Below are 24,455 nucleotides of genomic sequence, written 5' to 3'. Positions count from 1 at the left end.
ATTAGCTTCGTTGCCATGAGCGCTTTCATCTACGCCGCGTCACGCACGCCGTTCGGCCGCTTCAACGGCGCACTGGCCGGGGTGCGCCCCGACGACCTCGCCGCCGCCGCGATCACCTCGACGCTCGCCCGGGTGCCGGGCCTGGACCCCGCCGCGATCGACGACGTGGTGTGGGGCAACGCCAACGGCGCCGGCGAGGAGAACCGCAACGTCGGCCGCATGGCGGCGCTGCTCGCCGGTCTCCCGGTGAGCGTGCCCGGCACCACGGTCAACCGGCTGTGCGGGTCGAGCCTCGACGCGGCGATGACGGCCAGTCGCACGATCGAGTCCGGTGATGCCGAGGTGGTGCTGACCGGCGGCGTGGAGTCGATGACGCGTGCACCGTGGGTGCTGCCGAAGTCGGCGATGCCGTTCCCGGCCGGCGATGTCACCGCTGTCTCGACCACGCTCGGCTGGCGGCTGGTCAACCCGCGGATGCCGAAGGAGTGGACGGTGAGCCTCGGCGAGGCCAACGAGCAGCTCCGGGAGCGCTTCGGGATCTCCCGTGAGCGGCAGGACGAGTTCGCCGCCCGCTCCCACCAACTCGCCTACCGGGCATGGGAATCGGGCTTTTACGATGACCTGGTGGCGCCGGTCGCAGGCGTCGACCTGGCGCGCGACGAGGGCATCCGGGCCGGATCCACGCCGGAGGTCCTGGCCGGGCTGCGGCCGGTCTTCCGTACGGCGGAGCAGGGCGGCACCATCACGGCGGGCAACGCCAGCCCGCTCAACGACGGTGCCTCCGCGGTGCTGTTGGGCAGCGAGAAGGCCGCGGCTGTGATCGGGGCCGACCCGATCGCCCGTATCGCGGGCCGCGGTGTGATGGCGCTGGAGCCGCAGGCCTTCGGCTACGCCCCCGTCGAGGCCGCGAACCGTGCGCTGGCGCGGGCCGGGATCGGCTGGGACCAGGTGGGCGCGGTCGAGCTCAACGAGGCCTTCGCCGTGCAGTCGCTGGCGTGCGTCGACGCGTGGAAGGTCGACCCGGGCATCGTCAACCAGAAGGGCGGCGCCATCGCGATCGGTCACCCATTGGGCGCCTCGGGCGGCCGCGTTCTCGCCACGCTGGCCAAGGTGCTGCGCGAGACGAGGCAGCGCTACGGCGTCGCCGCGATCTGCATCGGGGTCGGTCAGGGCCTGGCCGTCGTGCTCGAGAACTGCGATGTCATGGGGTCGGACCGATGAGCCGGGCGGAAATCCTCGAAAGCACCGACGCCGCGGTCGCCGGGATCGAAGACGAGTCCACGATCCTCGTCGGCGGCTTCGGTCTGGCCGGGATGCCGTTCGACCTGATCGACGCGCTCATCCGGCAGGGCGCGAAGGACCTCACGATCGTGTCCAACAACGCCGGCAACGGTGAGGTCGGGCTGGCCGCGCTGCTGGCCGCGGGCCGGGTGCGCAAGGTGCTGTGCTCCTTCCCGCGCCAGGCCGACTCCTGGGTCTTCGACGGCCTCTACCGCGCCGGGAAGATCGAACTCGAGGTGGTGCCGCAGGGCAACCTCGCCGAGCGGATGCGCGCGGCCGGTGCCGGTATCGGCGCCTTCTACTGCCCGACCGCGGTCGGCACTCCGCTGGCCGAGGGGAAGGAGGAGCGGGAGATCGACGGCCGGAAGTACCTGCTGGAGTACCCCATCAAAGGCGACTACGCGCTGATCGGTGCGCACATCGCGGACGCGCTGGGCAACCTCTTGTACCGAAAGACCGCCCGCAACTTCGGACCGGTCATGGCCACGGCCGCGACGACGACCATCGTCCAGGTCGACGAAGTCGTCGAGCCCGGAAAGCTCGACCCCGAGGCCGTCGTCACCCCGTCCATCTACGTCGACAGGGTCGTCCAGGTCGAGGCCCGTCACTACACCGTGCAGGGGGCACGATGACCAGCACGCGAAGCGATCAGGTGCGCGCCGACCACCGGCTCTCGATGGATGAACTGGCCGCCGTCATCGCACGTGACATCCCGGCCGGTTCCTTCGTCAACCTCGGTATCGGCCGGCCCACCAAGATCGCCGACCATCTGCCGGCCGGCTCCGGGGTGGTGCTGCATACCGAGAACGGCATGCTCAACATGGGCCCGAAGGCCGAGGGCGATGCGGTCGACCCCGACCTGACCAACGCCGGCAAGGTCCCGGTGACCGAGCTGCCCGGGGCGGCGTACTTCCACCACGCCGACTCCTTCGCCATGATGCGCGGCGGGCACCTCGACGTCTGCGTCCTGGGGGCCTACCAGGTCGCCTTCGACGGCGACCTCGCCAACTGGACCACCGGCAAGCCCGACGACATCCCAGCCGTCGGCGGCGCCATGGACCTCGCCATCGGCGCCAGGGACGTCTACGTGATGATGACGCTCTTCACCCGCTCCGGTGAGCCCAAGCTCGTGCCGCAGTGCACCTACCCGCTCACCGGCGTCGGCTGCGTCAGCCGCGTCTACACCGACCACGGCGTCTTCGACGTCGGCCCCGACGGCGTACGGATCCGGGAGACCTACGGCGTCAGCACCCACGAAATCGCAGGACGACTCGGCATTCAACTGCCGTAGACCGCTTCCTTGCCGCACCGCCCGGACTGTGCCGGGTTCCGGCGGAAGGCGACCACCTGGCCGGCCGACCGGCCCCGCTCTCCCGGCCGCTGAACAGCGTCGACAAGGGTCGGAGTCGTCCCGACCCCGACCCTTGTCACGTGCCGCGAAAGGTGGTGGACAACGCCGAGCGGCAACCGGACAGCGCGTCGGCACAAGACGCCTGGAGTGATGACGAAGCGCACGATGCCGTGAGCCGGAGGTGAGTCACGGAGGTGGCAGCGGAGCGCGGCCGATGTCGTCGTGGCGCCGTGGTGGGTCAGGTGTTCCAGGGGTCCGTTCGCAGGTGGCGGTCGAAGAAGCGCTCGATCAGCTGGGGGGTCAGCCGCACGGAGGCCTCGGCGTCCGGCGAGTGCGAGGACCGCACCGTGGCCGTCATGGGGTTCAGTTCCCAGGCGCCGGTGTTGAGGAGGCCGTGGTCGGCGCCGTGCACCAGCAGCAGATGGGACTCGGCGCCCGCGGCGACCAGGGTGTCGTGGAGGCGGCGGCTCTGGGCCGGGCCGATGAGCAGGTCGGCGTCGCCGTGCAGGAGCAGCACGGGCGGCACCCGCGGGTGGGCCTGCCGGGCCGGGCTGGCCTCGACCGCGGCGGCGGCCCGGTCCGACGGCCGGCCGCCCAGCAGACCCCACGCCGGATCGGAGGGATCCACGCCCAGCATTCCACCGGGCAGCGCGTCCTCATTGAGCCGGAGCAGGTCGGTCGGGGGATAGCCCGCCACCACCGCGCGTACGCCGGGCACCGCGGGGGAACCGTCGGCGTCGGTGGCGAAGGCCGTGAGCAGTGCGAGGTGCGCGCCTGACGAGCTGCCCCACAGGCCGATCGACGCCGGGTCCAGGCCGTGGGTGTCCGCGAGGTCGTGCAGGCGGCCCAACGCGTCCTGGACGTCGTGCAGTTGCGCGGGCCAGACGGCGACCTCGGAGGAGCGGTACTCGATGTCCGCCATGGCGTATCCGCGTTCGGCGAAGAGCCGGGTCAAGCGGGGCCCGTAGCCCCGGCGCTGATGCCGCCAGCCGCCACCCGGCAGCCATACGATCACGGGGGTGGGAGCCGTCGCGGACGTCGTCGGCAGGTACAGATCCATCCGCAGTTCCGCGCCCGGCGCCGCGCCGTACGCGATGTCGCGCACCACCCGGACGGACGTCGGGTCGACCCTCTCGGGCGGGAGCGGTGCCCGGCTGAGCCCTTCCATGAAGCGGCCCATGACCGCGGCGTTGTTCGCCGCCACGGCCGTCGGGTCGGAGGTGTACGGCTCCTGTGGGGTCTCACTGGTCAACGGCTGGTCCTGTCCTGGTCATGGCGAGAAGGGGGAGGGCACGACGCTTGTGTTCACGGTGTTCGTCGAGCCGTTGCCGGTAGTGCGGTGCGAGCCTGTCCGGGGTCCAGTCGAAGTCGTCCGCCAGCCGCACGTCCACCGCGGAGACACCGGGCAGAGCCGTGAGCCGGACCTGGGCCTCGGTCGCGAACGAGCCGATGAGCACGCAGCTCGGCTCGGTCACGCCGACGGTGACCGCGATGCGCTGACCGCCGGCGCCGTCGTCCTGTACGCGAATGTCACCGACGAGTCCCATGTCGTCGAGCCCGGCGGGGACTCCCGCGGTGATGCTGCACGGATCGAGGATCTCGTTGAGCGTCGCGCGGACCTGGGTTTCCGTGACCGTCATCGGGCACCGGCCAACGCGTCGTCGACCGGGGCGACGCGTCCGCCCCACGGCTCCCGGAGTTCGGTGGTGTCGAACTCGTCGCCTCGGATGCGCTCGCGGAGGTCCTTCTCGTCGATTCCGTGCATCCGCAGGAAGTTGCGGCCGAGGATGCCGGCCTTGATCTCCTTGGTGAGCTCGGGCAGCCCGTACTCCTCGATCAGGTCACGGGGCATCTCGAAGTTCCAGAACGCCTCGATCGCCGGCCGGGGGTGGACGGCGTCGCAGCCGGTCGCCCAGATGATCCGCTCGGCGGCGCCGGCCTGGAGGAAGGCACCCAATGCCTGGGCGAAGCGGCGGGGCGCGTAGACCGCCATGAACGACGTGGCCTCCAGGTTGACCCATATGTTGTGGAAGGACTCCAGCTGAAGGGCCGTCTCCTCGACGAAGGCCATGCCGCCGTGGACGACTTCGAAGGTGAGGTCGGGGAAGGCCAGCGCGGCGGCTTCCACGTCGCTCATCCCGAGGGCGGAGGTCGGCCCGGGCCCGACCGGGAGGGCCTTGTGGATGGCCACGACCTTCAGACCGTGCTGCCGGGCCCGCTCCAACAGCGGGAAGCAGATCTCCGGGTCACCCATGTCCAGCGCGGTCGCCCGGCCCTCGACGACGTCGATCGGATAGAGCTTGAGGGCGTTGACCCGGTGCTTCTCCACCAGCTCGTCCACCCGGTCCAGGGCGCCGGGGTGCAGCGGGGACACCGCGCCGTAGATCAGCACGCGCTCCGGCCACTTCTCGCGCATCTCAAGGCCGAAGCCCAGCGCCGAGCCCCCGTCCCGGAAGTGGCCGTAGATGGGCGTCTCGTGGTAGGCGATCACGTCGGTCTGGCTCTCCGCGAGCAGGGCCCGGCCGATGATGTCCGCGCCCGCGCCCTGCATGTAGGTGGAGCGTTCGAGGGTGTATTCGGGGCCGCTGACCCGCTTGTGCAGGCCGTAGAGGTGCTCGCCGATGGCCGCTCCGATGTGCGGGTTGACGCAGTTCTCGGGCCGGAAGTTGTAGTTGTGGGCCACGCCCTCGACGACGAGGAAGTCCTCGATCACGGTCGTTCTCCTTTGGTGTCACGGGCGGCAGAGGCGCTCACGCGGTCAGGTCCTTCAGGCTTTCCAGGGCGCGGGAGGCGAGTCGTTCGTCGGTCTCGGCGTCGGCTCCGCCGACGCCGACGGCACCGATGACCTCGCCGTCGTCCACGGTGATGGGCACCCCGCCCGGTACGGCGAGGAGGCCGGCGTCGACGTGGTGCACGGGCGCGACCGCCATCGCGGGTGACGCGGCGAAAGCGGCGAACTTCGAGGTCGGCACGCCGGTGACGGCGGCGGTGTAGGCCTTGCGGCGCGCGGTCTCGATCCCGATGGGGCCGACTCCGTCGTCGCTGAGCAGCACCTTGGTGATGCCGCTGCGGTTGACGACCGCCACGCAGATCCGCGCCCCCTCGGCCCGGGCCGCGTCCAGCGCGGCCTCGGCCGCCTTGTGCGCGATGGCGTACGACAGTGGTTCCCTCATCCCGCGGTCCTCTCACGGAGCGGGGCACCGGAGGCTGCCGGGATCCCGCGGATCAGGTCCGAGGCCTTCTCCGCCACGGCGATGACGGTGGCGTTGATGTTCGCGCCGGGCACGGTCGGCAGCACCGACGCGTCGACGACACGCAGTCCGTCGATGCCGCGCACCCGCAGCTCGGGGTCGACGACCGCGGTCTCGGAGGTTCCGATGGCGCACGTGCCGCAGGCGTGGTTGGCGGAGTAGCCGGTCTCGCGCAGATAGCGCTCGAAGTCGGCGTCGGTGCGCACGTCGGGGCCCGGCGCGAGCTCCGCCCGGATCATCGGGGAGACCTCCGGGCTGCGCAGGAGGGCCAGCGTGGTGCGCACGGTCTCCCGCAGCGCGGCGACGTCCTCCGGCTCGGTGAGCAGGTTGAACGTGATCCGCGGCGGGGCGGCCGGGTCGGCGGAGCCCAGCCTGACCTCGCCGCGGCTGCGGGGGGTCGCGACGGCGTTGAGGGCCACGCAGTGCCGGTCCTTCAGCGGCCGGATGCCGGGGAACCACGGCCGGGCGTCGAAACCGCCGGCCAGGATGCCGAGGAACCCGTCGGGACGGTCCAGGTCGGGGCGGGTGCGAATGTAGGCGGAGAGGAACTCGGGCATCCCGGCCAGCGGACCGTTCCCCGTGAGCAGCCAGCGGAGCGCGCCCACTGCCGCGCGGTCGACGCGCAGGTGCTCGTGGAAGGTCACCGGATCCCTGACGTCGAACAGCACGGGGGCCGCCGGGTGGTCCTGGAGGTTGGCGCCGACGCCGGCCAGGTCCGCCACCGGTTCGATGCCGTGCTCGCGCAGGTGATCCGCCGGTCCGATGCCCGAACGCATCAGCAGCTGCGGCGAGTTGTAGACACCCGCGCAGACCACGACCTCGTGGGCCGCCCGGATCACCCGGCTCTGTCCGCCCTTCACGACACGGACGCCCGTCACGCGTCCCCGGTCGAGCACGAGCGTGTCCACCAGCACCCCGGTGAGCAGGGCGAGGCCGGGGCGTCGCCGCAGCGCGGGGCGCAGGTACGCGGCGGCGGTGCTGTGCCGTCGCCCGCGGTGGATGGCGTTCTCGACCTGGCCTGCTCCGGTGGGGTCCCCGCTCTGGGTGTCGTCGGGGAACTCGATGCCCAGCGATCGGGCGGCGCGGTCCAGACGGCGGCCGAAGGGACCTCGCCGGACCGTGGTCGACACGGTGACGGGTCCGTACCCGCCGTGGTGCTCGGTGTCCCCGCGCCAACTGCTCTCCGAGCGGCGGAAGTACGGCAGCAGGTCATCCCAACCCCAGCCCTTCGCACCGGACGTGACCCAGTCGTCGTAGTCGAGGCGGTGCGCGCGGACATGGGTCGAGCCGTTGACCGATCCGGTGCCGCCGACCAGCCGGCCACGCGGGACCGGGATACGCCTGCCGTTCAGGCCCGGCTCGGGCTCCGACTCGTAACCCCAGCCGATGTCCTTGCGTCCCGACAGCAGCCCGACCCCGAGGGGGAGTTGAACGAGCAGACCGCGGTCCGCGGGCGGGCCGGCCTCGATCAGCAGCACCCGTGTCCCGGTGGCCGCGGACAGGCGCGCGGCGAGGACGCAGCCGGCCGTACCCGCGCCGACGACGACGTAGTCGTACTCGGCGCCGTGCCCGGCGCTCATACGGAGGGTCCTGCGCTGGGTCCGGACATCTCGTCTCCTTCGGCTCTGGAGCGAACGCGCGCTGGAGGAGCTGCGGAAAATCGCGGGGAGGCGGTCGCCGGCTCGGCACGTTCTCAGGTGTTGTCACGAGGTGCGGCCAAGTCCGCGAGCGGGGCGTCACCTCGGTGCCGGGTCACCGTAACAAGGGCGTCCGGCGATCCGACAGGGGGCTGCAAGTAATTCATCAAAGCAGGTCGGAGCCATTGACAGTTTTTCATCAGGGCCGTACAACGGCATGAAACGCCTCAGGGGCACACACCGCTCGCCGTGCCCGTCCGCCCCTGTCCGTCCCTCTGCCCGAGGGTGCCGGAGAGCCGCCGCACACTCGCACCGCAACGCCTCGCGACAGCGCGAAGCAGCCTCGACCGCGGACTGTCCGACCCCTCGAACGGCCCTCGTACACGCGTCCCCCTGCCTCAACGCCGAGGAGATGGTCCACATGACCGACCCGACCGAGCCCGACACGGGAACCGGCTACGGCCGTAAGCCCTCCTCCCACGACGCCCGCCTGACCGAGGTCGGCCCCGGCGCCCCGATGGGCGAGGCGCTGCGCCGCCACTGGCAGCCGATCGCCAGCTCCACCGCCCTGACCAGCGACGTTCCGCACCGCGTGCGCCTGCTGGGCGAGAACCTGATCGTCTTCCGGGACGGCCAGGGCCGCCCCGGCGTCGTCTTCGAGCGGTGCGCGCACCGCGGCAGCAGCCTCTTCTACGGCCGCGTCGAGGAGGACGGCATCCGCTGCTGCTACCACGGCTGGAAGTTCGACGTGCAGGGCCGCTGCCTGGACCAGGCCTGCGAACCCGACGGCGGCAAGCGCCGCAATCTCGCACGTCAGCCGTGGTATCCGGTGGAGGAGGCCTACGGCCTGGTCTTCGTCTACATGGGCCCGCCCGAGCTCAAGCCCCCGCTGCCGCACTACGACAGCCTCGAACCCCTGGGCGAGGGCGAGAGCTACCACACCAGCTGGATGGTGCCCGGCGCCGAGGTCATCGGCCTGGAGCAGGACTACAACTGGCTCCAGCTGTTCGAGAACGCCGTCGACCCCGTCCACGCCGCGTGGCTGCACTCCAACCACAGCGGGTTCCAGTTCCAGGGCACCGGCACGACCGGCTTCCCCGAGCACTACTACGACCACCGCACCGCCGCCGAGCGCACCACCTACCACCGCACCGACAACGGCGTGAAGTACGTCTGGCGCTACCAGGACACCAAGGGCGACGGTGGCGCACCCGTCGACCTGGAGTGGTCGGTGGAGTGCATGCTGCCCAACATCATCGCCCTGCCCGACTTCATCCGCTCGACCCCCGACGTCCGCAACGACATGCTGATCTGGGTCGTCCCCGCCGACGACACCCACCACCGGCTGGTCTTCTCCATCCGCTCCGCAGACCCCGAGCGGGCCACGTCCTTCATGTTCGGCATCAAGCAGAACGGCAAGGACGGCTGGCAGCTGAGCGAGGAGGAGAAACAGCGCTTTCCCGGCGACTACGAGGCCCAGTGGTCACAGGGTCCCATTACCCAGCACTCCGAAGAGACCCTGGCGCCGTCCGACAGGGGCGTTGTCATGCTCCGGCGCATGCTGCGCACCATGCTGGACGACGTCGAGGCCGGACGCACCCCGCTCGGCGTCGCCGCCCCCGGCGAGCCGGTCCGCCGTGTGGAGGCCGGCCTCGTCACCCGGCCGGAGGCGCCCACGGGGACGGACCGGGCGGCAGCGCCCACGGCGGCAGGGGCGTGACCGAAGCGTGAGCACCACCTGGACGGACGCGGTCGTCGTGGCCCGGTACGACGCCACGCCGAGAATCGCGGTCTTCGACCTCGCCCGGGCCGACGGCGACGAGCTGTGGGAGTACGAGCCGGGCGCCCACATCGACGTACAGGTCGGTACGGCGGGGCTGATCCGGCAGTACTCCCTGTGCGGACCACCGGGCATCCGCAAGCAGTACCGGCTCGCGGTCCTCGACGAGCCCGCCTCGCGCGGCGGTTCACGCGCCATGCACGCCCTCGCCGAGGGCGACACCCTGCGCATCGCGGCGCCGCGCAACCGCTTCGGCCTGACGTCCGCGCGTCGGCACGTGCTTCTCGCGGGCGGCATCGGCATCACCCCGCTGCTGTCGATGGCCCAGAGCCTCGACGCCACCGGGGGCGACTACCACCTGCACTACTGCGCCCGCAGCCGGAGCGAGGCCGCCTTCCTCGCCGACCTGGAGCACCACCCACGGGTCACCCTCCACTTCGACGACGAGCCCCCGGAGCAACGCTTGGATCTGGGAAGCGACTTGGGGGACCCCGCTCCCGGGACCGCGGTCTACGTCTGCGGCCCCGGCGGCTTCATGGACTACGCGCTGGGGCGGGCGGCCGAGCTCGGATGGCCCGCGTCCGCCCTGCACAAGGAGCGCTTCAGCGCCTCGCCCCCGGTCGCGGCCGAGCCCGGCGGGGGAGGGGAGGGCGGATTCACCGTGCGCCTGTCCTCCACGGGAGCGGAGTACCTCGTTCCCGAGGACCAGAGCGTCCTGGACGTCCTGCTGGCGAACGGCGTCGAGGCGCCCAACTCGTGCGGACAGGGCATCTGCGGCGAATGCATCGTGCGGGTGCGCGCCGGTGAGCCCGACCACCGGGACGACGTCCTGACCGACGAGGAGCGCGGGGAGGGTCTGTTCACCCCGTGCTCGTCCCGGTCGAAGTCCCCGATCCTGGAGCTGGAGCTGTGACCACCTCATCGACCGCGGCAAAAGACCTCGCCGCCGCTGCCCCCGTCCCCGCCTCCGCTCCCGCCACGGTCGAGGAGGCCGAGGCCGCCTGGCTCGTCGCACAGACCCTCCCGGACCCGGAACCGGCGCTCCGCGCCCTGATGCATCCCGACTGCGTGATCGTGCACTCGGCGGTGGGCCACATCCACGGCGTCGACGACTGGCTGCGGTACGCGGCACGCCTGGGGCGTACCAGTCAGGTGGACACCCATGACGTGACCGTCCAGCGCTTCGGCACCACGGCCGTGGTCAGCTGCCTGCAGGAGATGCGGGTCGCCTTCGTGCCCGAGCTCACCCCGTTCGTCATCCAGGCCGCCGTCACTCGGGTCTGGGTGCGCTCCCCGTCGGGCGGCCGGCAGCTGGCGCACCTCCAGATGGCCCGGCGGCTGCCGCCCGGCTGAGCGGCGCACGGACTCCCGGAACCCAGGGATCCGGTCGGGGATCCGGTGGTCGTCAGTCCTGGGGCTCGCCGTCCACCGGCGAGCTCTCGTCCTGTGCCGCCTGTGCCGCCTGTGCCGCCTGTGCCGTCTGTGTCGCTGTTGTCGCTTCGGCGAGCGCGGAGACGATCCGGCCCACCTGCTCCGCGTAGTGGTCGATGAACTCCGGTGATTCTGGGTCCTGTTGGCCGAGTTCACGGGCGATCCACGGGATGGCCACCGGAGCGATCGAGGCGGCGAAGAAGACGAGGGCCACGGCTCCCACGTCGAGGTCGCTCCGGAATTCACCGCGCGCCTGCCGGGCGCGGAGTTCCTCGACGTGCTTGAACAGCTCGGCGGCCCGCTCGTCCTCGGCGGGCGGGCGCGTGCCGGGCTCTTCGCGCGTCAGCGTGTGCACCCACGCGGGGTCCTCATGGGCCCAGTGGACGTAGCGCCGCGCGGCATCCGCGAAGGTACGGGCCTGGCTGACGCGCATGGACTCCTCGAGCCACTGATCGCTCAGCGCCTCGTACAGCCCGCGTTTGCCCCCGAAGTAGTAGGTGATCAGCTGATGGCTGACGCCGGCCGACTCCGCGATCCGCACGACCCGGGCCCCGTCGAAACCGTGGGCGGCGAACTCCGCGCCGGCGGCGGCCAGAATGGCCCGCCGGGTGCCCACCGGGTCGCGCTGACGACCGGGATCATCGGGGTGCCTCCGGCGCTGCTGCCTGCCGGACGCCGCTCCCGACTTTCCTGGTGTCGCCTCTTCCCCTGTCACATGGACGACCTTACCGGCGGCCTTGTTGGACAGGCCAACTACTTGCGGCGTCCGTTGTGCTCACCGCCGCGGCAACGGTCGTGGGTCGGCGGGGCAGCAGTGGCTGGATCGCCGCCCAAAGCTCGTCGTCGACTTCCGCCGAGCCACCCGGCACCCCCGGATGACCCCGCCCCGGAGTGATCCAACCGGCCTCGCCGGCGCCACCGAAAGCCACCGGACGATGTCGAAGCGCATCCGGCTCCACACGTCGTCGATGACGCGGCCGTCGGGCGTCCGCGTGTCGGCGGGCTGCTGCTCGAACCGTTTGATCGATCAGGGGGCGCTACGGCGCACTGCCTGTGCGCTCTGTCGTCAGGCCGAACATGGCGACTCCACGGGGTCGACGATGTCGACGAGACGGAGCGCTGCCCACAGAATGCCCGGTGGCCGCAGTGACGATCACTTTGGCGACGACGGCGGGGTCGTCGCCGTCCTTCACCGCATCCGCAATCACCTCGTCGAAGGCGCCGCTCGTGATCCCAGCGGGCCCGCCGCTCCACGGCGTAGCCGGGGCACAGTGTCCTCTCGGCTGATTCCCGGGCGGCTGACCTCGGCCTCCCAGGTCGTACGGCCAGGATCGAGGGCGTCCTCCGCCGTCATCCGACGGGCGGACTGACAGCGGACTCCCCGTCAGTTCCCAGCTTTTTCCCCGCGTTTCCCCTGCCGCGCCGGTCAGAGTCGACCATGCGCGCCGCCGGAACGTGGGCGCGCGCGGGAGCCGCCCCACCGACCCCCCACCGCCTGAGGAACCCATGACGCATACAAGCAGTGGCCTGCGTACGGCTCGGCGTTTTCAGCTGCCGGTCCCGGCCGCCAATGGCTCGACCACCACGCGGACGCCGACCGTAGAGATCGTCATCCCCGTCTACAACGAGGAACGGGCCCTGCCCGGCTGCCTCCGCACCCTGCACGCCCGGCTGTGCGACGAACTGCCCTATCCCTGGCGCATCACCGTCGCTGACAACGCCAGCGTCGACTGCACCCTCGCTGTGGCCGAGGAGCTCGCCGACGAGCTGCCTGGTGTCGGTGTCGTCCATATGGAGCGCAAGGGCCGCGGTCTGGCGCTGCGCACCGTGTGGGGGACGAGCGACGCCGACATCGTCGTCTACATGGACGTCGACCTGTCCACCGGTCTCGACGGTCTGCTGCCCCTGATCGCCCCGCTGGCCAGCGGCCATTCCGACCTCGCCGTCGGCAGCCGTCTCGCGCCCGGCGCCCGTACGGTGCGCGGCCCACGCCGCGAGCTGATCTCCCGCTGCTACAACGCGCTGATCCGCCGCACCCACGGCGCCCGCTTCAGCGACGCCCAGTGCGGATTCAAGGCCGCCCGCACCGACGTCCTGCGGCCGCTGCTGGCCAAGACCCAGGACGACGCCTGGTTCTTCGACACCGAACTGCTGCTGCTCGCCGAGCACAACGGACTGCGCATCCACGAGGTCCCCGTCGACTGGGTGGAGGACGTCGACACCCGGGTGGACGTCGTCGGCACCGCCACCGACGACCTCAAGGGGCTGTGGCGCATGGCCCGGCTCAAGGCGTCGGGCGCCGCCAGCGTTCCGGTGCCGCGCCGCCCGGAGCCCGCCGCCGAGCACCCCGACGCCGTGCTCGCCCCGGACGCCGCACGCTCCCAACTCACCTGGCAGATAGGCTGCTTCGCCGTCATCGGGATCGCCTCGACCGCGGGACAGGCCCTCCTGTACTGGCTGTTGCGGGGCTGGTGGCAGCCTGCTGCGGCCAACTTCGTGTCCCTGCTGGTGCTCACGCTCCTCAACACCGAGGCCAACCGCCGCCTCACCTTCCGCCACTCCGCAGACGGCATCGGAGCCGGACGCGCCCATCTGGGTGCCGGAGCGCTGTTCGTCGTCGGCTACCTGGTCACCTCGGCGGCCGTGCTGCTGTTCCGGGACGCCGTACCCGACGCGACGGCTGCCGCCGAGACCCTCGTGCTCGCCGGCTCCTCGGTTCTGGTGACCGCCGTCCGCTTCCTGGTGCTGCGGCTGGCCGTGTTCCGCCGCCGCGCGTCCTGATCTCCGTCCCCCACTCCGAGAGCGAATTCCCCCATGACCCATACTGCCGAGGCGCGGTCGAGCACCGACCCGCGCCTCCCCGTCACGAGCCGTTCCCTGCCGGGCTGGGCGGCCCCTGCCGCCCTGGGAACGATCCTGCTCCTGTCCGCTCTGCTCTACGGCTGGGCACTCGGCTCCCTCGGCTGGGGCAACAGCTACTACTCGGCCGCGGTGAAGTCGATGGGCCGCAACTGGACGAACTTCCTGTTCGGCTCCTTCGATCCCGCCGGAGTCGTCACCGTCGACAAGCCGCCGGCCGCGCTGTGGCCGCAGGTCGTCAGTAGCAAGATCTTCGGTCTGCACGGGTGGTCGCTGATCCTGCCCCAGGTCGTGGAGGGCGTCGCTGCCGTCTTCGTGCTGCACCGCACGGTCCGGCGCTGGGCGGGCGAGGGCGCGGCGCTGCTCGCGGCGCTGGTGATGACCCTGACGCCGATCACCGTGGCCATCAACCGCGACAACAACCCCGACTCGCTGCTCGTGCTGTTCCTGGTCGCCGCGGTCTACGCCCTGACCCGAGCCCTGCAGAGCGACGCGGGTCGGCGCGGCACCTGGTGGCTGTGTGCGAGCGGGTTCCTGATCGGCTGCGGGTTCCTCGCGAAGATGATGGCGGCCTGGATGGTGCTCCCGGCCCTCACGGCGGCCTGGCTGGTCGGCGCGACCGGGTCTTGGCTCGCGCGTGTCGGGCGGTTGTTGATCGCCGGTGCCGTGTGCGCGGTCTCCTCGCTGTGGTGGGTGGCGATGGTCGCCTGGTGGCCGGGCGGGCAGCCCTACATCGGCGGCAGCACCGACGGCGGCGCCTGGGACCTGGTGACCGGCTACAACGGACTCGGTCGGATCTTCGGCGAGAGCGAGAGCTCGAGCGGCGGCATGGGGAACATCGGCGGCGCCTTCGGTGGCGAGGCCGGGCTGCTGCGCCTGTTCAACGACCAGGTGGCCGGGCAGATCAGCTGGCTGCTGTCGGTGAGCGCCGTGGCGCTGGCCGTCGCCGTGGCCGGGGCGGTGCTGCGCCGACGCGGCAAGAGCTCGGCGGGCGAGGCCCTGGCAGGTTCCGGGTGGGTGCTGTGGGGCACCTGGCTGGTGGTGTGCGGCCTGGTGTATTCCACCCAGGAGGGCACCTTCCACCCGTACTACACGACCCAACTCGCGCCTGCCGTCGCCGCGTTGACCGCGGGTCTGGCGACGGCGCTGGTGCGGGCGCACCGGGCGGGCGGGCGCTGGGCGCTGCCCGTCGGCGCCGGGACCGTGCTGGTGACCGTGGGCTGGGCCGCCGTCGTGATCCGCCGGGTGCCGTCCTGGCACGGGTGGCTGGCGTGGGTGGTCCTGCTCCTGGGACTGGTCGCCGTCGGACTGCTGGTCGCCGCGCTGTGGGCGGTACGGCTTGTTCCGGTCGCCCTGGGCGGAGCACTGCTGGCGGTGCTGTTCGCGCCGGGCGCGTGGGCGGTGAGTGTGCCCGGCGGGTCCGGATCGGCGATGGGCGGGGCCAATCCGACGGCCGGGCCGTTGACGACGTCCTTCGGGACGGGGCGGTCGTCCGGCGGTGGCGGCGGTGGCTTCGAGTTGCCTGAAGGCTTCGAGATGCCGGAAGGATCCGGCGCAGGCGCCTCGGGAATGCCCGGCGGAGGCGGCGGTTGGGGCTCGGGCTCGGGATCGGGCGGCGTGATGCCGTCCTTCCCCGGAACCGGAGGTGGCTCCGCGGGGGGAGGCTCCGGAGCGCCCGGCGGCTTCGGCGGCCTGGGCGGCGGCACCACCCTCACCTCCGACCAGCGCAAGATCCTCGACTACGCCACCGAGCACTCCGGCGATGCCCGCATCACCCTCGCGGTCGAGGGCGGAGCCACGGGCGCTGCCACGTTCATCCTGAACAGCGACGCCACGGTCATCGGCATGGGCGGCTTCATCGGCAGCGACGACGCACCCTCCGTACGGCAGCTGCGGAAGTGGACCAGGAACGGCGAACTGCGCTACGTCCTGGGCTCCGACTCCTCCGGCGGCCTGGGCGCCATGATGGGCGGCGCGGACAGCGCGGCCTCCCAGCGGTCGACCTGGATCACCGAGAACTGCACCAAGGTCCCGGCCAAGGAGTACGGCGGCAGCACCAGCGGCTCCGGCTCGGCCGCGGGCGGCATGATGGGCCGTACCGGCACGACCTTGTACGACTGCGCCGCCGAGAGCACGACGAAGTAACAGCAGCGGCAGAACGGATCACACCGCACCATGCCCGAATCGCCTGCCGCCTCCGCCCCGCACCGCCTCCTGGTGGTCGAGGACGACCCGGGCATCCGCATGCTGCTGGAGTCGGCGCTGCGGCTGTCCGGCTACGAGGTCGCCAGTGCCGCCACCGGGCGGGACGCCCTGCGGGACGTCGAGAGTCTCCTCCCCGATCTGATCCTGCTGGATGTGATGCTGCCCGATCTGGACGGTCTCGCGGTCACCCGCAGCCTGCGGGCGGTGGGCGACCGGACACCGGTGCTGTTCCTCACAGCCCGCGGTGAGGTCGCCGACCGCATCGCGGGCCTGACCGCCGGCGGCGACGACTACGTGACCAAGCCGTTCAGCATCGAGGAGGTGCTGCTGCGGATCCGCGCCATCCTGCGCCGGACGGACCCCGACCACCCGTCCGGTACGGAGGGCGCCGAGAGCGGAATCCTGCGCTTCGCCGACCTGGAGCTCGACGAGAACGCCCACGAAGTGCACCGGGCCGGCGAGTACGTCCCGCTGTCACCGACCGAGTTCAACCTGCTCGTCTACCTGATGGAGAACACCAACCACGTACTGAGCAAGACCAAGATCCTCAACCATGTGTGGGGGTACGACTTCGCCGGCGACGGTCGCATCGTGGAGACCTACGTCAAGTACCTGCGTCGCAAGATCGACCGTTTCGACCCGCCCCTGCTGCACACCGTCCGCGGAGTCGGCTACTGCCTGCGGCTCCCCCGGGACCAGCAGGGTGCGGGGGCCGACCGGTGATCGCCGGCCAGTGGACCAGGCGGCCCCGTTCGCTGCGCGGCCGCCTGGTGTGGGGCGTGACCCTGCTCGCCGCGGCCGCCGTCCTCACCGCGCAGAGCACCGGGGTTCTGGTTCTGCACTCCTGGCTGCTGAACCGGGTCGACCAGCAGCTGGCGGAGTTCATCCTCCCGGACCAGGCTTTCGCCGACCGCGACGCGCTGCCCAGCAGACCGGCCCCCGACTCCGTCACGCTGCCCTCGGACTTCCGGGTCACCTTCTACTCGGCCTCGGGCGAAGAGCGGGGAACCCTGGGAGGTGGGCAGAAACCGGGGCCGAAGCTCCCACGGTCGACGAGCGAACTGCACCTGCGGGAGGGGCGCCAGGCCACGGTCCCCGCCGAGTCCGGTGACGGTCACTGGAGGGTGCTGTGGAAGGACGGTCCGGTCCAGCGAACCACCTTCGTGGTGGCCCTGCCGCTCGACACAGCGGACGAGGTGATGTCCAAGCTCCTGGCCCTCAACGCGGGCATCCTCGCGGCGGCCGTGGTCGGGTTGATCGCCGTCGGCCGGTGGGTGGTGCGCCTCGGCCTGCTTCCGCTGACCCGGATGGAGAACACGGCCCAGGACATCAGGGCCGGGCACCTCAGCCTGCGGCTGCCCGACACCGACCCGCGCACCGAGACCGGCAGACTGAGCACCGTACTGAACGACATGCTCGAGCGGCTTCAACAGGCCCTACAGCAGCGGGAGTTCTCGGAGGCCCGGCTGCGCCGCTTCGTCGCTGACGCCGGCCATGAGCTGCGCACCCCGCTCACCTCCATCCAGGGCTTCGCCCAGCTGGCACTGCGCCATCCGGACCGCCCCGCCGCCCAGCGCAGGGAGGCCGACGAGCAGGTCGCCAGGAACGCCGAGCGCATGAACCTCCTCGTCGACGACCTGCTGCTGCTCGCCAGACTCGACCAGGAACCGACGTACCGCACCGACCCCGTCGACCTGCTGTCCCTCGCGGCCGACGCGGTCAGCGCCGCGGCCGTACGCGCCGGTGGCGAGCACCGCGTCACGCTCAGCCCGCTCGACGAGCAGGTGGAGGACGCCGAACTCGACGTCGTGGAGACCGTGGGAGATCCCGACCGCCTGCTCCAGGTCGTCAACAACCTCCTCTCCAACGCACTCGTCCACACGCCCCCCGCTACCCCCGTGGACGTACGGGTGGGCACCACCCGCGCGGGAGCGGAGACGGGCGGCACCGACCGCCCCGGCCGGACCAGCGCCTTCCCGCCCCTCGTCGAGGGCACGCCGGTCTGCGTCATCGCCGTCGTCGACCAGGGCCCCGGACTGTCGCCGGAGGAGGCCGAGCGGGTCTTCGAGCGCTTCTACCGTGTCGACCCCTCCCGCTCCCGCGACCACGGAGGCAGCGGCCTCGGTCTCGCCATCGCCACCGCGATCGCCCAGGGACACGGCGGCCGACTCGAGTTGGACACCGCACCAGGCGAGGGGTGCACGTTCCGGCTGGTCCTCCCGCTGGTCGAAACCGACCGGTCTGCCTGAAGCGACGTCCCTCCCCTGACGGATCACCTCTGCGGCGGGCGCTGTGGCCCAGATGCATCAAGCCTTTGGGCGACCTCCCGGAGCGCGTCCCGGACGTCCAGCGCCCAGACGCGGCCCGCCATCCGCGCCAGCCAATCCAGGGAGCCGTGGAGAACTCCGCACGGGGATGTCGTCGCTCTGCCGTGGAGGCCTGTACCCGGCGTACGAATCCGCCCCCTCTTCTGGGGACGCCGTACCGGTCCCCGGCGGCACACCGTCCGGCAGCCACAGGCCGAGAACGACAAGGGTGTGGGGTGTCCGGAACTTCCGGACGACCCACACCTGCCGGATACTGCCGGGGCGGGCCCGCGTGGTCGGTCAGCGGGCCGGCGCTTCGACCCCCGTCATCGCGAGGGCTGCCGCCGGGAGCCGGTCACCGTGGACGGTGATCTGCGCGACGGCGGCGTTCAGCTCCTGGAGTTCGTCGGGGCTGAACCTGACTTCTTCTGCGCCGATGTTCTCCAGGAGGTGGGACAGCCTGGTGGTGCTGGGTATCGGCACGATCCAGGGCTTCTGGGCCAGGAGAAGCCGAGGCGCCGACCGGGCAGGTTGATGAAGAAGATCCACCGCCAGTCCACGGCGCTCAGCGCGCCGCCGAGCAGGGGCCCCGCGGCCGAGCCGACCGAGCCGCCCAGCGCCCGGAACCCGAGAGCGCGGGCGCGATGGGCGGCGTCCGGGTACGCCTCGCGGATCAGAGCGAGGGCGGCGGGCATCATGACCGCCGCGCCCGCGCCCTGCACCAGGCGGGCCGCGACCAGGACGGGCAGGGTGGGCGCCAGGCCGCAGGCCGCCGAGGCTGGTGGTCCTGCCGCCGCCGGCCGAAGTGGTGGCGGCGCTGCCCGGAGCGGGCGCCTGCGTGCTGGTCAGCGAGACTCTCCTGGTCTCCCCGGGATCCCCCGGCTGACGGCCGGGACACCGGAGAAGGAGGTGATCCTTCGAGCTCTCTCGGTGTGCGGCCGGACCCCCGGGTGTTCCGGGCCGAGCTGTGCCGGGGTGTGGGATACGGGGTAGTGACAGGGCCCCCCAGAGGAGATGCGCGGGCGCCGAACGCCTGCATATCGTCGAAACATGTCTCCCCTCACGATCACTCTGAGCAACGGTGTGGAGCTTCCGGCCATCGGGCTCGGCGTCTTCCAGACACCGCCCGACGTCACGACCGCCTCGGTCGAGGAAGCCCTGCGCGTCGGCTACCGCCACATCGACACGGCCGCCGCCTACGGCAACGAGCGGGAGGTCGGCGACGGCATCCGCCGCTCGGGCCTGGCCCGCGACGAGGTGTTCATCGAGACGAAGCTCTGGATCAGCGACTACGGCTACGACAGCGCGCTGCACGCCTTCGACAAGAGCGCGGGCAAACTCGGCGTCGACCAGCTCGACCTGCTGCTGCTCCACCAGCCCCTGCCCTCCGCCTTCGACCGCACCCTCGACGCCTACCGGGCGCTGGAGAAGCTGCTCGCCGACGGCCGGGTACGGGCCATCGGCGTCAGCAACTTCATGCCCGAGCACCTGGAGCGGCTGCTGGCCGAGACGTCCGCCGTGCCCGTGGTCAACCAGATCGAGGTCCATCCCTACTTCCAGCAGACCGCGCTGCAGCGCCTGCACGTCCAGCACGGCATCCTGACCCAGGCGTGGTCGCCCATCGGCGGCATCACCTCCTACCGCGGCGGCGAGAAGCGGACCTTCGACGACCCGGTCCTGCTGGAGATCGCCGGGCAGCACGGCAAGTCGGCCGCGCAGGTGATGCTGCGCTGGCATCTGCAGGAGGGCCGCTCCGCGATCCCGAAGTCGATCAAGCCCGCCCGCATCGCCGAGAACTTCGACGTCTTCGACTTCGAGCTGACCACCGAGCAGCTCGTCGCGATCGACGCGCTCGACACCGGCGTACGCGGCGGACCCGAGCCGGAGAGCATCACCCTGGAGGCGTACGGGCGCGAGATCCCCGAGGCGTGAAGTCGCCGGCGGCGGTGCGGTTCGCCGACGCCTCCCCTCAGCACATCGACGTACCGCTGACCCCTGCCCTCACGGAAGAGCCTCCGCCATGACCAACACCGCCCCTCTGACCGTTCTGGTCGTCGGTGCCACCGGCAGCATCGGAACCCTCGTCGTCGCCGAAGCCCTCCGGCAGGGCCACCAGGTGAAAGCCCTCGTCCGCGATCCCGGGCGCGCCCGGACCGTGCTGCCTCAGGCCGCTCGGCTCGTCACCGGGGACCTCACCGATGCCGACACGCTCAAGGAGGCCGTCGACGGCGTCGACGCCGTGGTCTTCACCCACGGCTCCCACGGCCGGCCCGGCCAGGCGGAACTCATCGACTACGGGGCCGTCCGCAACACCCTGACGGCGCTGGGCGACCAGCCGGCGCGGATCTCACTGATGACCGCGATCGGCGTCACGGGCCGCCCCAGGAACGCCGACGGCACGGTCCGCGACGACATGATCACCGACGCCCACGCGTGGAAGCGCCGCGGTGAACGCCTCGTGCGCGCCGGCGGGCGCCCGTACACGATCGTCCGCCCGGGCTGGTTCGATTACCACGCTCCCGGCCAGCTCGCCCTGACGATGCTGCAGGGTGACGCCCGGCACGCCGGCGACCCCAGCGACGGAGTCATCTCCCGCCGGCAGATCGCCCAGGTCCTCGTCTCCGCGCTCACCTCGCCCGAAGCCGACCACAAGACCCTCGAACTCGTCGCCGAGCACGGGCCTGCCCCCTCCGACCTCGACCCGCTGTTCGCCGGCCTCACCGCCGATGCGCCCGGCTCACTCGACGCCGCCCTGGACAGCGCCAACATGCCGTTCGACGCCGAACCCGCACCCGTACGGCAGGACCTCGAAGCCGTCCGTCACGTCTGACCGCCCGGCCGGGAACGCTGCCGACGGCGCCGAGCAAAAGGCCCTGTGCCTGGTCACGAGGCGGGCAGTCCGATGCGCCTCAGCCAGGTGCCGACGGCGGCACCGGCGTCCCGGACTTCCTCGCCGCGTACCGCGAGGCCCTCGGCGATCGTCGCTCCGGGACAGGAGGCTGCGTAGTCGCGTGCGGTGGTGCCCAGGCCGCTCATGGCGTGGGTGGTGAACGGGACGACGGTCCTGCCGCGGAAGTCGAGGGCTTCGGTGCGCCGGCCGGGCGGATGTCGGCGAGACCTAGTTGCTCGGTCATGGAAAGCCTCTGCTGGTAAGGGATGGGGCGGTCGGCTCGCTCGTCCGGCACGCCGGACGACGGGGGCCGGTGTGAGGGGATGCCATGGGCGGCAGGGCCCCACACCGGCCGGGCACGTGTGCGTTCGGGCTCAGCCGTCCGCGCGCCGCGAGCTGAGCCACTGGACCATCGCCGGGTCGCGGTGGTCGAAGAACAGCGTCGCCCCGGTGTCCAGGGTGGCGACGGCCGCCATCTGGTCGTCGGTGAGCTGGAAGTCGAAGACGTCGAAGTTCTCCGCCATGCGCTCGGGGCGCACCGACTTGGGGATCGCGACGACGCCGCGCTGGGTCAGCCAGCGGAGCACCACCTGGGCCACGGACTTGTCGTGCTGCGCGCCGATCTCGCTCAGGACCGGGTTGGTGAAGAGGTCGTTCTTTCCTTCGGCGAACCCGCCCCAGGACTGGATCTGGACGCCGTGCTCGCGCATGAGCTCCTGGTCGGCGGTGCGCTGGAAGAACGGGTGGGTCTCGATCTGGTCGACCGCGGGCGTGACCTCGTTGTTGATGACGAGGTCGAGGAGGCGGTCGGGGTAGAAGTTGGCGACGCCGATCGCCTTGGCGCGGCCCTCGCGGTTCAGTTCCTCCATGGCGCGCCACTGGCCGTACACGTCACCGTAGGGCTGGTGCATCAGGTACAGGTCGACGTGGTCCAGGCCGAGCTTGTTCAGCGACGTCTCGAAGGCGCGCTTGGTGTTCTCCTCGGCGGGCGCGTCCTGGACCCACAGCTTGGTGGTGACGAACAGCTCCTCGCGCGGGACGCCGCTGTTCTTGATCGCACGGCCGACGGCCTCCTCGTTGCCGTACGCGGCGGCGGTGTCGAGCAGCCGGTAGCCGGCCGCGAGGGCCTCGGTGACGGCCTGCTCGGTCTGCTCCGGCGGGATCTGGTAGACGCCGAAACCGAGGATCGGCATCTCGACGCCGTTGTTCAGGGTGACGCTCTGCATGAGGGTTGCCTTTCAAGCGGGATGCGGGTGTGGAGCACGGGCCGGATGCCGGCCGACGCTCGAACACGGGTGGGAGGCCCGTACGTGGACGGTGCGAAGCCCGCCAGGATTCACCTTCGCGCTCTTTCGCCACCGGTGGCAGGCCGAGCCGTGCCAGGGGGTGGCGAGCGGGGGAGTGACAGGGCCCCTCACATCCCTGCCATGCAGGTCAGAGCGGTGTGACACTGAAGGGCATGGCATCTGAGCAGAGCAGCGACGGCGGCGCCGAGCTGGGCCGGTTCCTGCGTGCCCGCCGCACCCAGACCGCACCCGAACAGGTCGGCCTCACGGTCGGCGCCGGCCTGCGCCGCACGCCCGGTCTGCGCCGCGAGGAGCTGGCCACCCTCACCGGGATCAGCATCGACTACTACGTACGCCTGGAACGCGGCAAGGAGACCCGGCCCAGTCCCTCCGTCGTCGACGCCCTCGCCCGTGCCCTGCAGCTGGACGACGCCGAGCACCAGCACCTGCGCGAGCTGGCCGTCCGTGCCGCACTCCCCCACTCTCGGCTTCGCTCGAGCGGGGGGACCCCCATCGCCCCCGAGCCGCCGCCCGTCCCGAGCCGGACCGTGCGCCCGCACCTGAAGCTGCTGCTCGAGGCGATGCGTCCGAACCCGGCGTACATCGTCAGCCGCAGCATGGACCTGCTCGCCTTCAACCCCGGCGGCCTCGCCCTGTACGCGGGCCTGGACGACTGGCCCGTCACTCAGCGCAATCTCGCCCGCTACTTCTTCCTGCACCCTGCGGCCCGCGAGCTGTTCCCCGACTGGGACATCCAGATACGCGCCTGCATCGCCCGGCTGCGCGCCCTGGCCGGCACCGCCCCCGACGCCCCCGACCTGACCAGACTCGTCGGCGAACTCGTGCTCAAGAGCCCTGACTTCGCCAAGCTGTGGGAGCGTTACGACGTCACCGGCCGCAAGGCCACCCACAAGACGTTCCACCATCCACAGGTCGGCGCGGTCACCCTGGCCGCCCAGTCCATGGAGCTGGACGGCACCCCGGGCCAGCGCCTCGTCGCCTACGCCGCCGAACCCGGCACCCCCGATCACGACGCCCTGCTCCTGCTGGACACGACCGATCCCGGCCCCGGCCCTGGAAGGCGGCCGGCCGTGAACGACGTGCCCCAGCCGCACGCAGCGCCCTGATCCACAACCGGGGCCCCGCAGTCCACGCCAAAACCCACACCCACCGATATGTAACACCAAAAAGACGGGCAAAATATACACATGGAGCGCGGAGCGGAGCAGGTGAAGGGCCAGAGGACGGGTGCCACGAGCGACCTCGGCGCCTATCTGCGCGCCCGCCGTGCGCAGGTGACCCCCGAGCAGGCCGGGCTGGCCACAGCCCCCGGCCCGCGCCGCACGCCGGGCCTGCGCCGGGAGGAGCTCGCCACGCTCGCCGGGATCAGCATCGACTACTACGTTCGTCTGGAACGCGGCAAGGAGACCCACCCCGGCCCCGCGGTCATCGACGCCCTCGCCCGCGCCCTGCTCCTCGACGCGTCCGAGCACCGGCACCTGCGCGAGCTCGCTTCCCGTGCCGCCTACGCCCCCGAAGCGCCGCCCGCACCCGGCCACACCCTGAGACCACAGCTGATGGTGCTCCTCGAGTCCGTGCGCCCGAACGCTGCCTACGTCGTCAGCCGCACCCTGGACCTGCTCGCCTTCAACCCCGGCGCGCTCCGGCTCTTCGCCGGCCTGGCCGACTGGCCGCCGCCGCGGCGGAACTTCGCCCGCTACGCCTTCCTCCACCCCCTCGCCCGCGACGTACTCGACGACTGGGACGAGCAGGCCCGTGCCTGCGTCGGCAGGCTGCGCGCGCTGGCCGGCACCGAACCCGACGCCCCGGACCTGGCCGACCTGGTCGACGAACTCCTGGCGAAGAGCCCGGACTTCGCCGACCTGTGGAACCGCTTCGACGTCAAACCGCACGCCCCGGACCCCAAGGCCTTCCACCACCCCGACGTCGGCGACCTCCACCTCGGCTACGAGTCGATGCCGCTGGAGCACAGCCAGAAGCAGCGGTTCGTCGTGTTCTTCGCCGAGCCGGGTACCTCCGACCACGACAAGCTGATCCTTCTCGACACGGAACACGACGAGCTGGGTTCCGGGACGGGCGACAAGAGCACCGGCCGGCCGCGGCGGATGACTTGACGCGCACCTACGTGCTGTACGACTCCGGGGCGGTCGTCATTAC

Annotated in this window: 23 protein-coding genes and 1 pseudogene; 14 read left to right on the top strand and 10 right to left on the bottom strand. The window is 71.5% G+C overall.

Features of this window, described 5'->3' with window-relative positions:
• Positions 1–15: 15 nt before the first annotated feature.
• The 3 genes from OG562_RS03920 to OG562_RS03910 are packed head-to-tail and all read left to right on the top strand — an operon-like array spanning position 16 to position 2,572.
• Positions 16–1,221, top strand: coding sequence for a thiolase family protein (locus tag OG562_RS03920; RefSeq protein ID WP_266393623.1), 1,206 nt, complete (start codon positions 16–18; stop codon positions 1,219–1,221).
• Positions 1,218–1,913 carry a 3-oxoacid CoA-transferase subunit A gene (locus OG562_RS03915; RefSeq protein ID WP_266393619.1) on the top strand — a complete coding sequence of 232 codons (696 nt, stop codon included), beginning with the start codon at positions 1,218–1,220 and terminating at the stop codon, positions 1,911–1,913. Before OG562_RS03920 ends, OG562_RS03915 begins: the two co-directional genes overlap by 4 nt.
• Positions 1,910–2,572 (top strand): 3-oxoacid CoA-transferase subunit B, encoded by a 663-nt coding sequence (locus tag OG562_RS03910; protein WP_266393617.1) that lies wholly within the window; start codon positions 1,910–1,912, stop codon positions 2,570–2,572. The genes OG562_RS03915 and OG562_RS03910 overlap by 4 nt, the downstream gene beginning before the upstream one ends.
• Positions 2,573–2,870: 298 nt before the next feature.
• Here the strand turns inward: OG562_RS03910 and OG562_RS03905 are convergent, their stop codons facing one another.
• From OG562_RS03905 to OG562_RS03885, 5 genes are read right to left on the bottom strand one after another with little or no spacing between them, the layout of a single operon-like run.
• The gene (locus OG562_RS03905; RefSeq protein ID WP_266393615.1) at positions 2,871–3,884 is read right to left on the bottom strand and encodes an alpha/beta hydrolase; all 1,014 of its coding nucleotides are present in this window, start codon (positions 3,882–3,884) and stop codon (positions 2,871–2,873) included.
• The gene (locus OG562_RS03900; RefSeq protein WP_266393613.1) at positions 3,874–4,272 is read right to left on the bottom strand and encodes a metal-sulfur cluster assembly factor; all 399 of its coding nucleotides are present in this window, start codon (positions 4,270–4,272) and stop codon (positions 3,874–3,876) included. Before OG562_RS03900 ends, OG562_RS03905 begins: the two co-directional genes overlap by 11 nt.
• Complete coding sequence (locus tag OG562_RS03895) at positions 4,269–5,345, bottom strand: amidohydrolase family protein (RefSeq protein ID WP_266393610.1); 1,077 nt, start codon at positions 5,343–5,345, stop codon at positions 4,269–4,271. The genes OG562_RS03900 and OG562_RS03895 overlap by 4 nt, the downstream gene beginning before the upstream one ends.
• Positions 5,346–5,382: 37 nt before the next feature.
• The gene (locus tag OG562_RS03890) at positions 5,383–5,805 is read right to left on the bottom strand and encodes a heme-binding protein (RefSeq protein WP_266393608.1); all 423 of its coding nucleotides are present in this window, start codon (positions 5,803–5,805) and stop codon (positions 5,383–5,385) included.
• Positions 5,802–7,463 carry a GMC family oxidoreductase gene (locus OG562_RS03885; RefSeq protein ID WP_266393606.1) on the bottom strand — a complete coding sequence of 554 codons (1,662 nt, stop codon included), beginning with the start codon at positions 7,461–7,463 and terminating at the stop codon, positions 5,802–5,804. The genes OG562_RS03890 and OG562_RS03885 overlap by 4 nt, the downstream gene beginning before the upstream one ends.
• A 478-nt stretch (positions 7,464–7,941) precedes the next feature.
• Between OG562_RS03885 and OG562_RS03880 the strand changes: the two genes are divergently transcribed.
• From OG562_RS03880 to OG562_RS03870, 3 genes are read left to right on the top strand one after another with little or no spacing between them, the layout of a single operon-like run.
• A complete protein-coding gene (locus OG562_RS03880) occupies positions 7,942–9,240 on the top strand; it encodes a Rieske 2Fe-2S domain-containing protein (RefSeq protein WP_266393604.1) in 1,299 nt (432 codons plus the stop codon).
• 7 nt (positions 9,241–9,247) lie between these two features.
• The gene (locus tag OG562_RS03875) at positions 9,248–10,213 is read left to right on the top strand and encodes a PDR/VanB family oxidoreductase (protein ID WP_266393602.1); all 966 of its coding nucleotides are present in this window, start codon (positions 9,248–9,250) and stop codon (positions 10,211–10,213) included.
• Positions 10,210–10,653: a nuclear transport factor 2 family protein gene (locus OG562_RS03870; RefSeq protein WP_266393600.1), complete on the top strand. Its 444-nt coding sequence runs from the start codon at positions 10,210–10,212 to the stop codon at positions 10,651–10,653. The genes OG562_RS03875 and OG562_RS03870 overlap by 4 nt, the downstream gene beginning before the upstream one ends.
• Positions 10,654–10,705: 52 nt before the next feature.
• Here the strand turns inward: OG562_RS03870 and OG562_RS03865 are convergent, their stop codons facing one another.
• Entirely contained in the window at positions 10,706–11,347 is a 642-nt protein-coding gene (locus tag OG562_RS03865) for a TetR/AcrR family transcriptional regulator (protein ID WP_266393598.1), read from the bottom strand.
• Between the two features lie 890 nt (positions 11,348–12,237).
• On the opposite strand from OG562_RS03865, the gene OG562_RS03860 reads away from it, so the two are divergent.
• From OG562_RS03860 to OG562_RS03845, 4 genes are read left to right on the top strand one after another with little or no spacing between them, the layout of a single operon-like run.
• The gene (locus tag OG562_RS03860; protein ID WP_266393596.1) at positions 12,238–13,512 is read left to right on the top strand and encodes a glycosyltransferase; all 1,275 of its coding nucleotides are present in this window, start codon (positions 12,238–12,240) and stop codon (positions 13,510–13,512) included.
• Between the two features lie 33 nt (positions 13,513–13,545).
• Positions 13,546–15,735 (top strand): glycosyltransferase family 39 protein, encoded by a 2,190-nt coding sequence (locus tag OG562_RS03855; RefSeq protein WP_266393594.1) that lies wholly within the window; start codon positions 13,546–13,548, stop codon positions 15,733–15,735.
• 30 nt (positions 15,736–15,765) lie between these two features.
• On the top strand, positions 15,766–16,518 hold the full coding sequence (locus OG562_RS03850; protein WP_266393593.1) for a response regulator transcription factor: 753 nt from the start codon (positions 15,766–15,768) through the stop codon (positions 16,516–16,518).
• On the top strand, positions 16,515–18,044 hold the full coding sequence (locus OG562_RS03845; RefSeq protein WP_266393592.1) for a cell wall metabolism sensor histidine kinase WalK: 1,530 nt from the start codon (positions 16,515–16,517) through the stop codon (positions 18,042–18,044). Before OG562_RS03850 ends, OG562_RS03845 begins: the two co-directional genes overlap by 4 nt.
• 357 nt (positions 18,045–18,401) lie before the next feature.
• Here OG562_RS03845 and OG562_RS03840 read toward each other — a convergent pair whose 3' ends face one another.
• Positions 18,402–18,584 (bottom strand): hypothetical protein, encoded by a 183-nt coding sequence (locus tag OG562_RS03840; protein WP_266393590.1) that lies wholly within the window; start codon positions 18,582–18,584, stop codon positions 18,402–18,404.
• Positions 18,585–18,625: 41 nt separating this feature from the next.
• Positions 18,626–18,880: pseudogene (locus tag OG562_RS03835) on the bottom strand (MFS transporter); the annotation flags it as partial.
• A 271-nt stretch (positions 18,881–19,151) separates the two neighbouring features.
• Between OG562_RS03835 and OG562_RS03830 the strand changes: the two are divergent.
• Positions 19,152–20,033 (top strand): aldo/keto reductase, encoded by an 882-nt coding sequence (locus tag OG562_RS03830; RefSeq protein WP_266393588.1) that lies wholly within the window; start codon positions 19,152–19,154, stop codon positions 20,031–20,033.
• An 88-nt stretch (positions 20,034–20,121) separates the two neighbouring features.
• Entirely contained in the window at positions 20,122–20,931 is an 810-nt protein-coding gene (locus OG562_RS03825; RefSeq protein WP_266393587.1) for an SDR family oxidoreductase, read from the top strand.
• A gap of 53 nt (positions 20,932–20,984) precedes the next feature.
• Here the strand turns inward: OG562_RS03825 and OG562_RS03820 are convergent, their stop codons facing one another.
• The gene (locus OG562_RS03820) at positions 20,985–21,137 is read right to left on the bottom strand and encodes a hypothetical protein (protein WP_266393586.1); all 153 of its coding nucleotides are present in this window, start codon (positions 21,135–21,137) and stop codon (positions 20,985–20,987) included.
• Positions 21,138–21,365: 228 nt separating this feature from the next.
• Entirely contained in the window at positions 21,366–22,217 is an 852-nt protein-coding gene (locus tag OG562_RS03815; protein ID WP_266393585.1) for an aldo/keto reductase, read from the bottom strand.
• A gap of 233 nt (positions 22,218–22,450) precedes the next feature.
• Between OG562_RS03815 and OG562_RS03810 the strand changes: the two genes are divergently transcribed.
• Both OG562_RS03810 and OG562_RS03805 read left to right on the top strand, forming a co-directional pair.
• Positions 22,451–23,404 (top strand): helix-turn-helix transcriptional regulator, encoded by a 954-nt coding sequence (locus tag OG562_RS03810; protein WP_266393584.1) that lies wholly within the window; start codon positions 22,451–22,453, stop codon positions 23,402–23,404.
• Positions 23,405–23,485: 81 nt separating this feature from the next.
• Positions 23,486–24,412: a helix-turn-helix domain-containing protein gene (locus OG562_RS03805; protein ID WP_266393580.1), complete on the top strand. Its 927-nt coding sequence runs from the start codon at positions 23,486–23,488 to the stop codon at positions 24,410–24,412.
• Positions 24,413–24,455: the final 43 nt, after the last annotated feature.

It is taken from the genome of Streptomyces sp. NBC_01275 (assembly GCF_026340655.1).
Taxonomy (GTDB): domain Bacteria; phylum Actinomycetota; class Actinomycetes; order Streptomycetales; family Streptomycetaceae; genus Streptomyces.
Note: the sequence above shows the minus strand (reverse complement) of the source record. Positions and strands in the feature narration are given on the sequence as shown.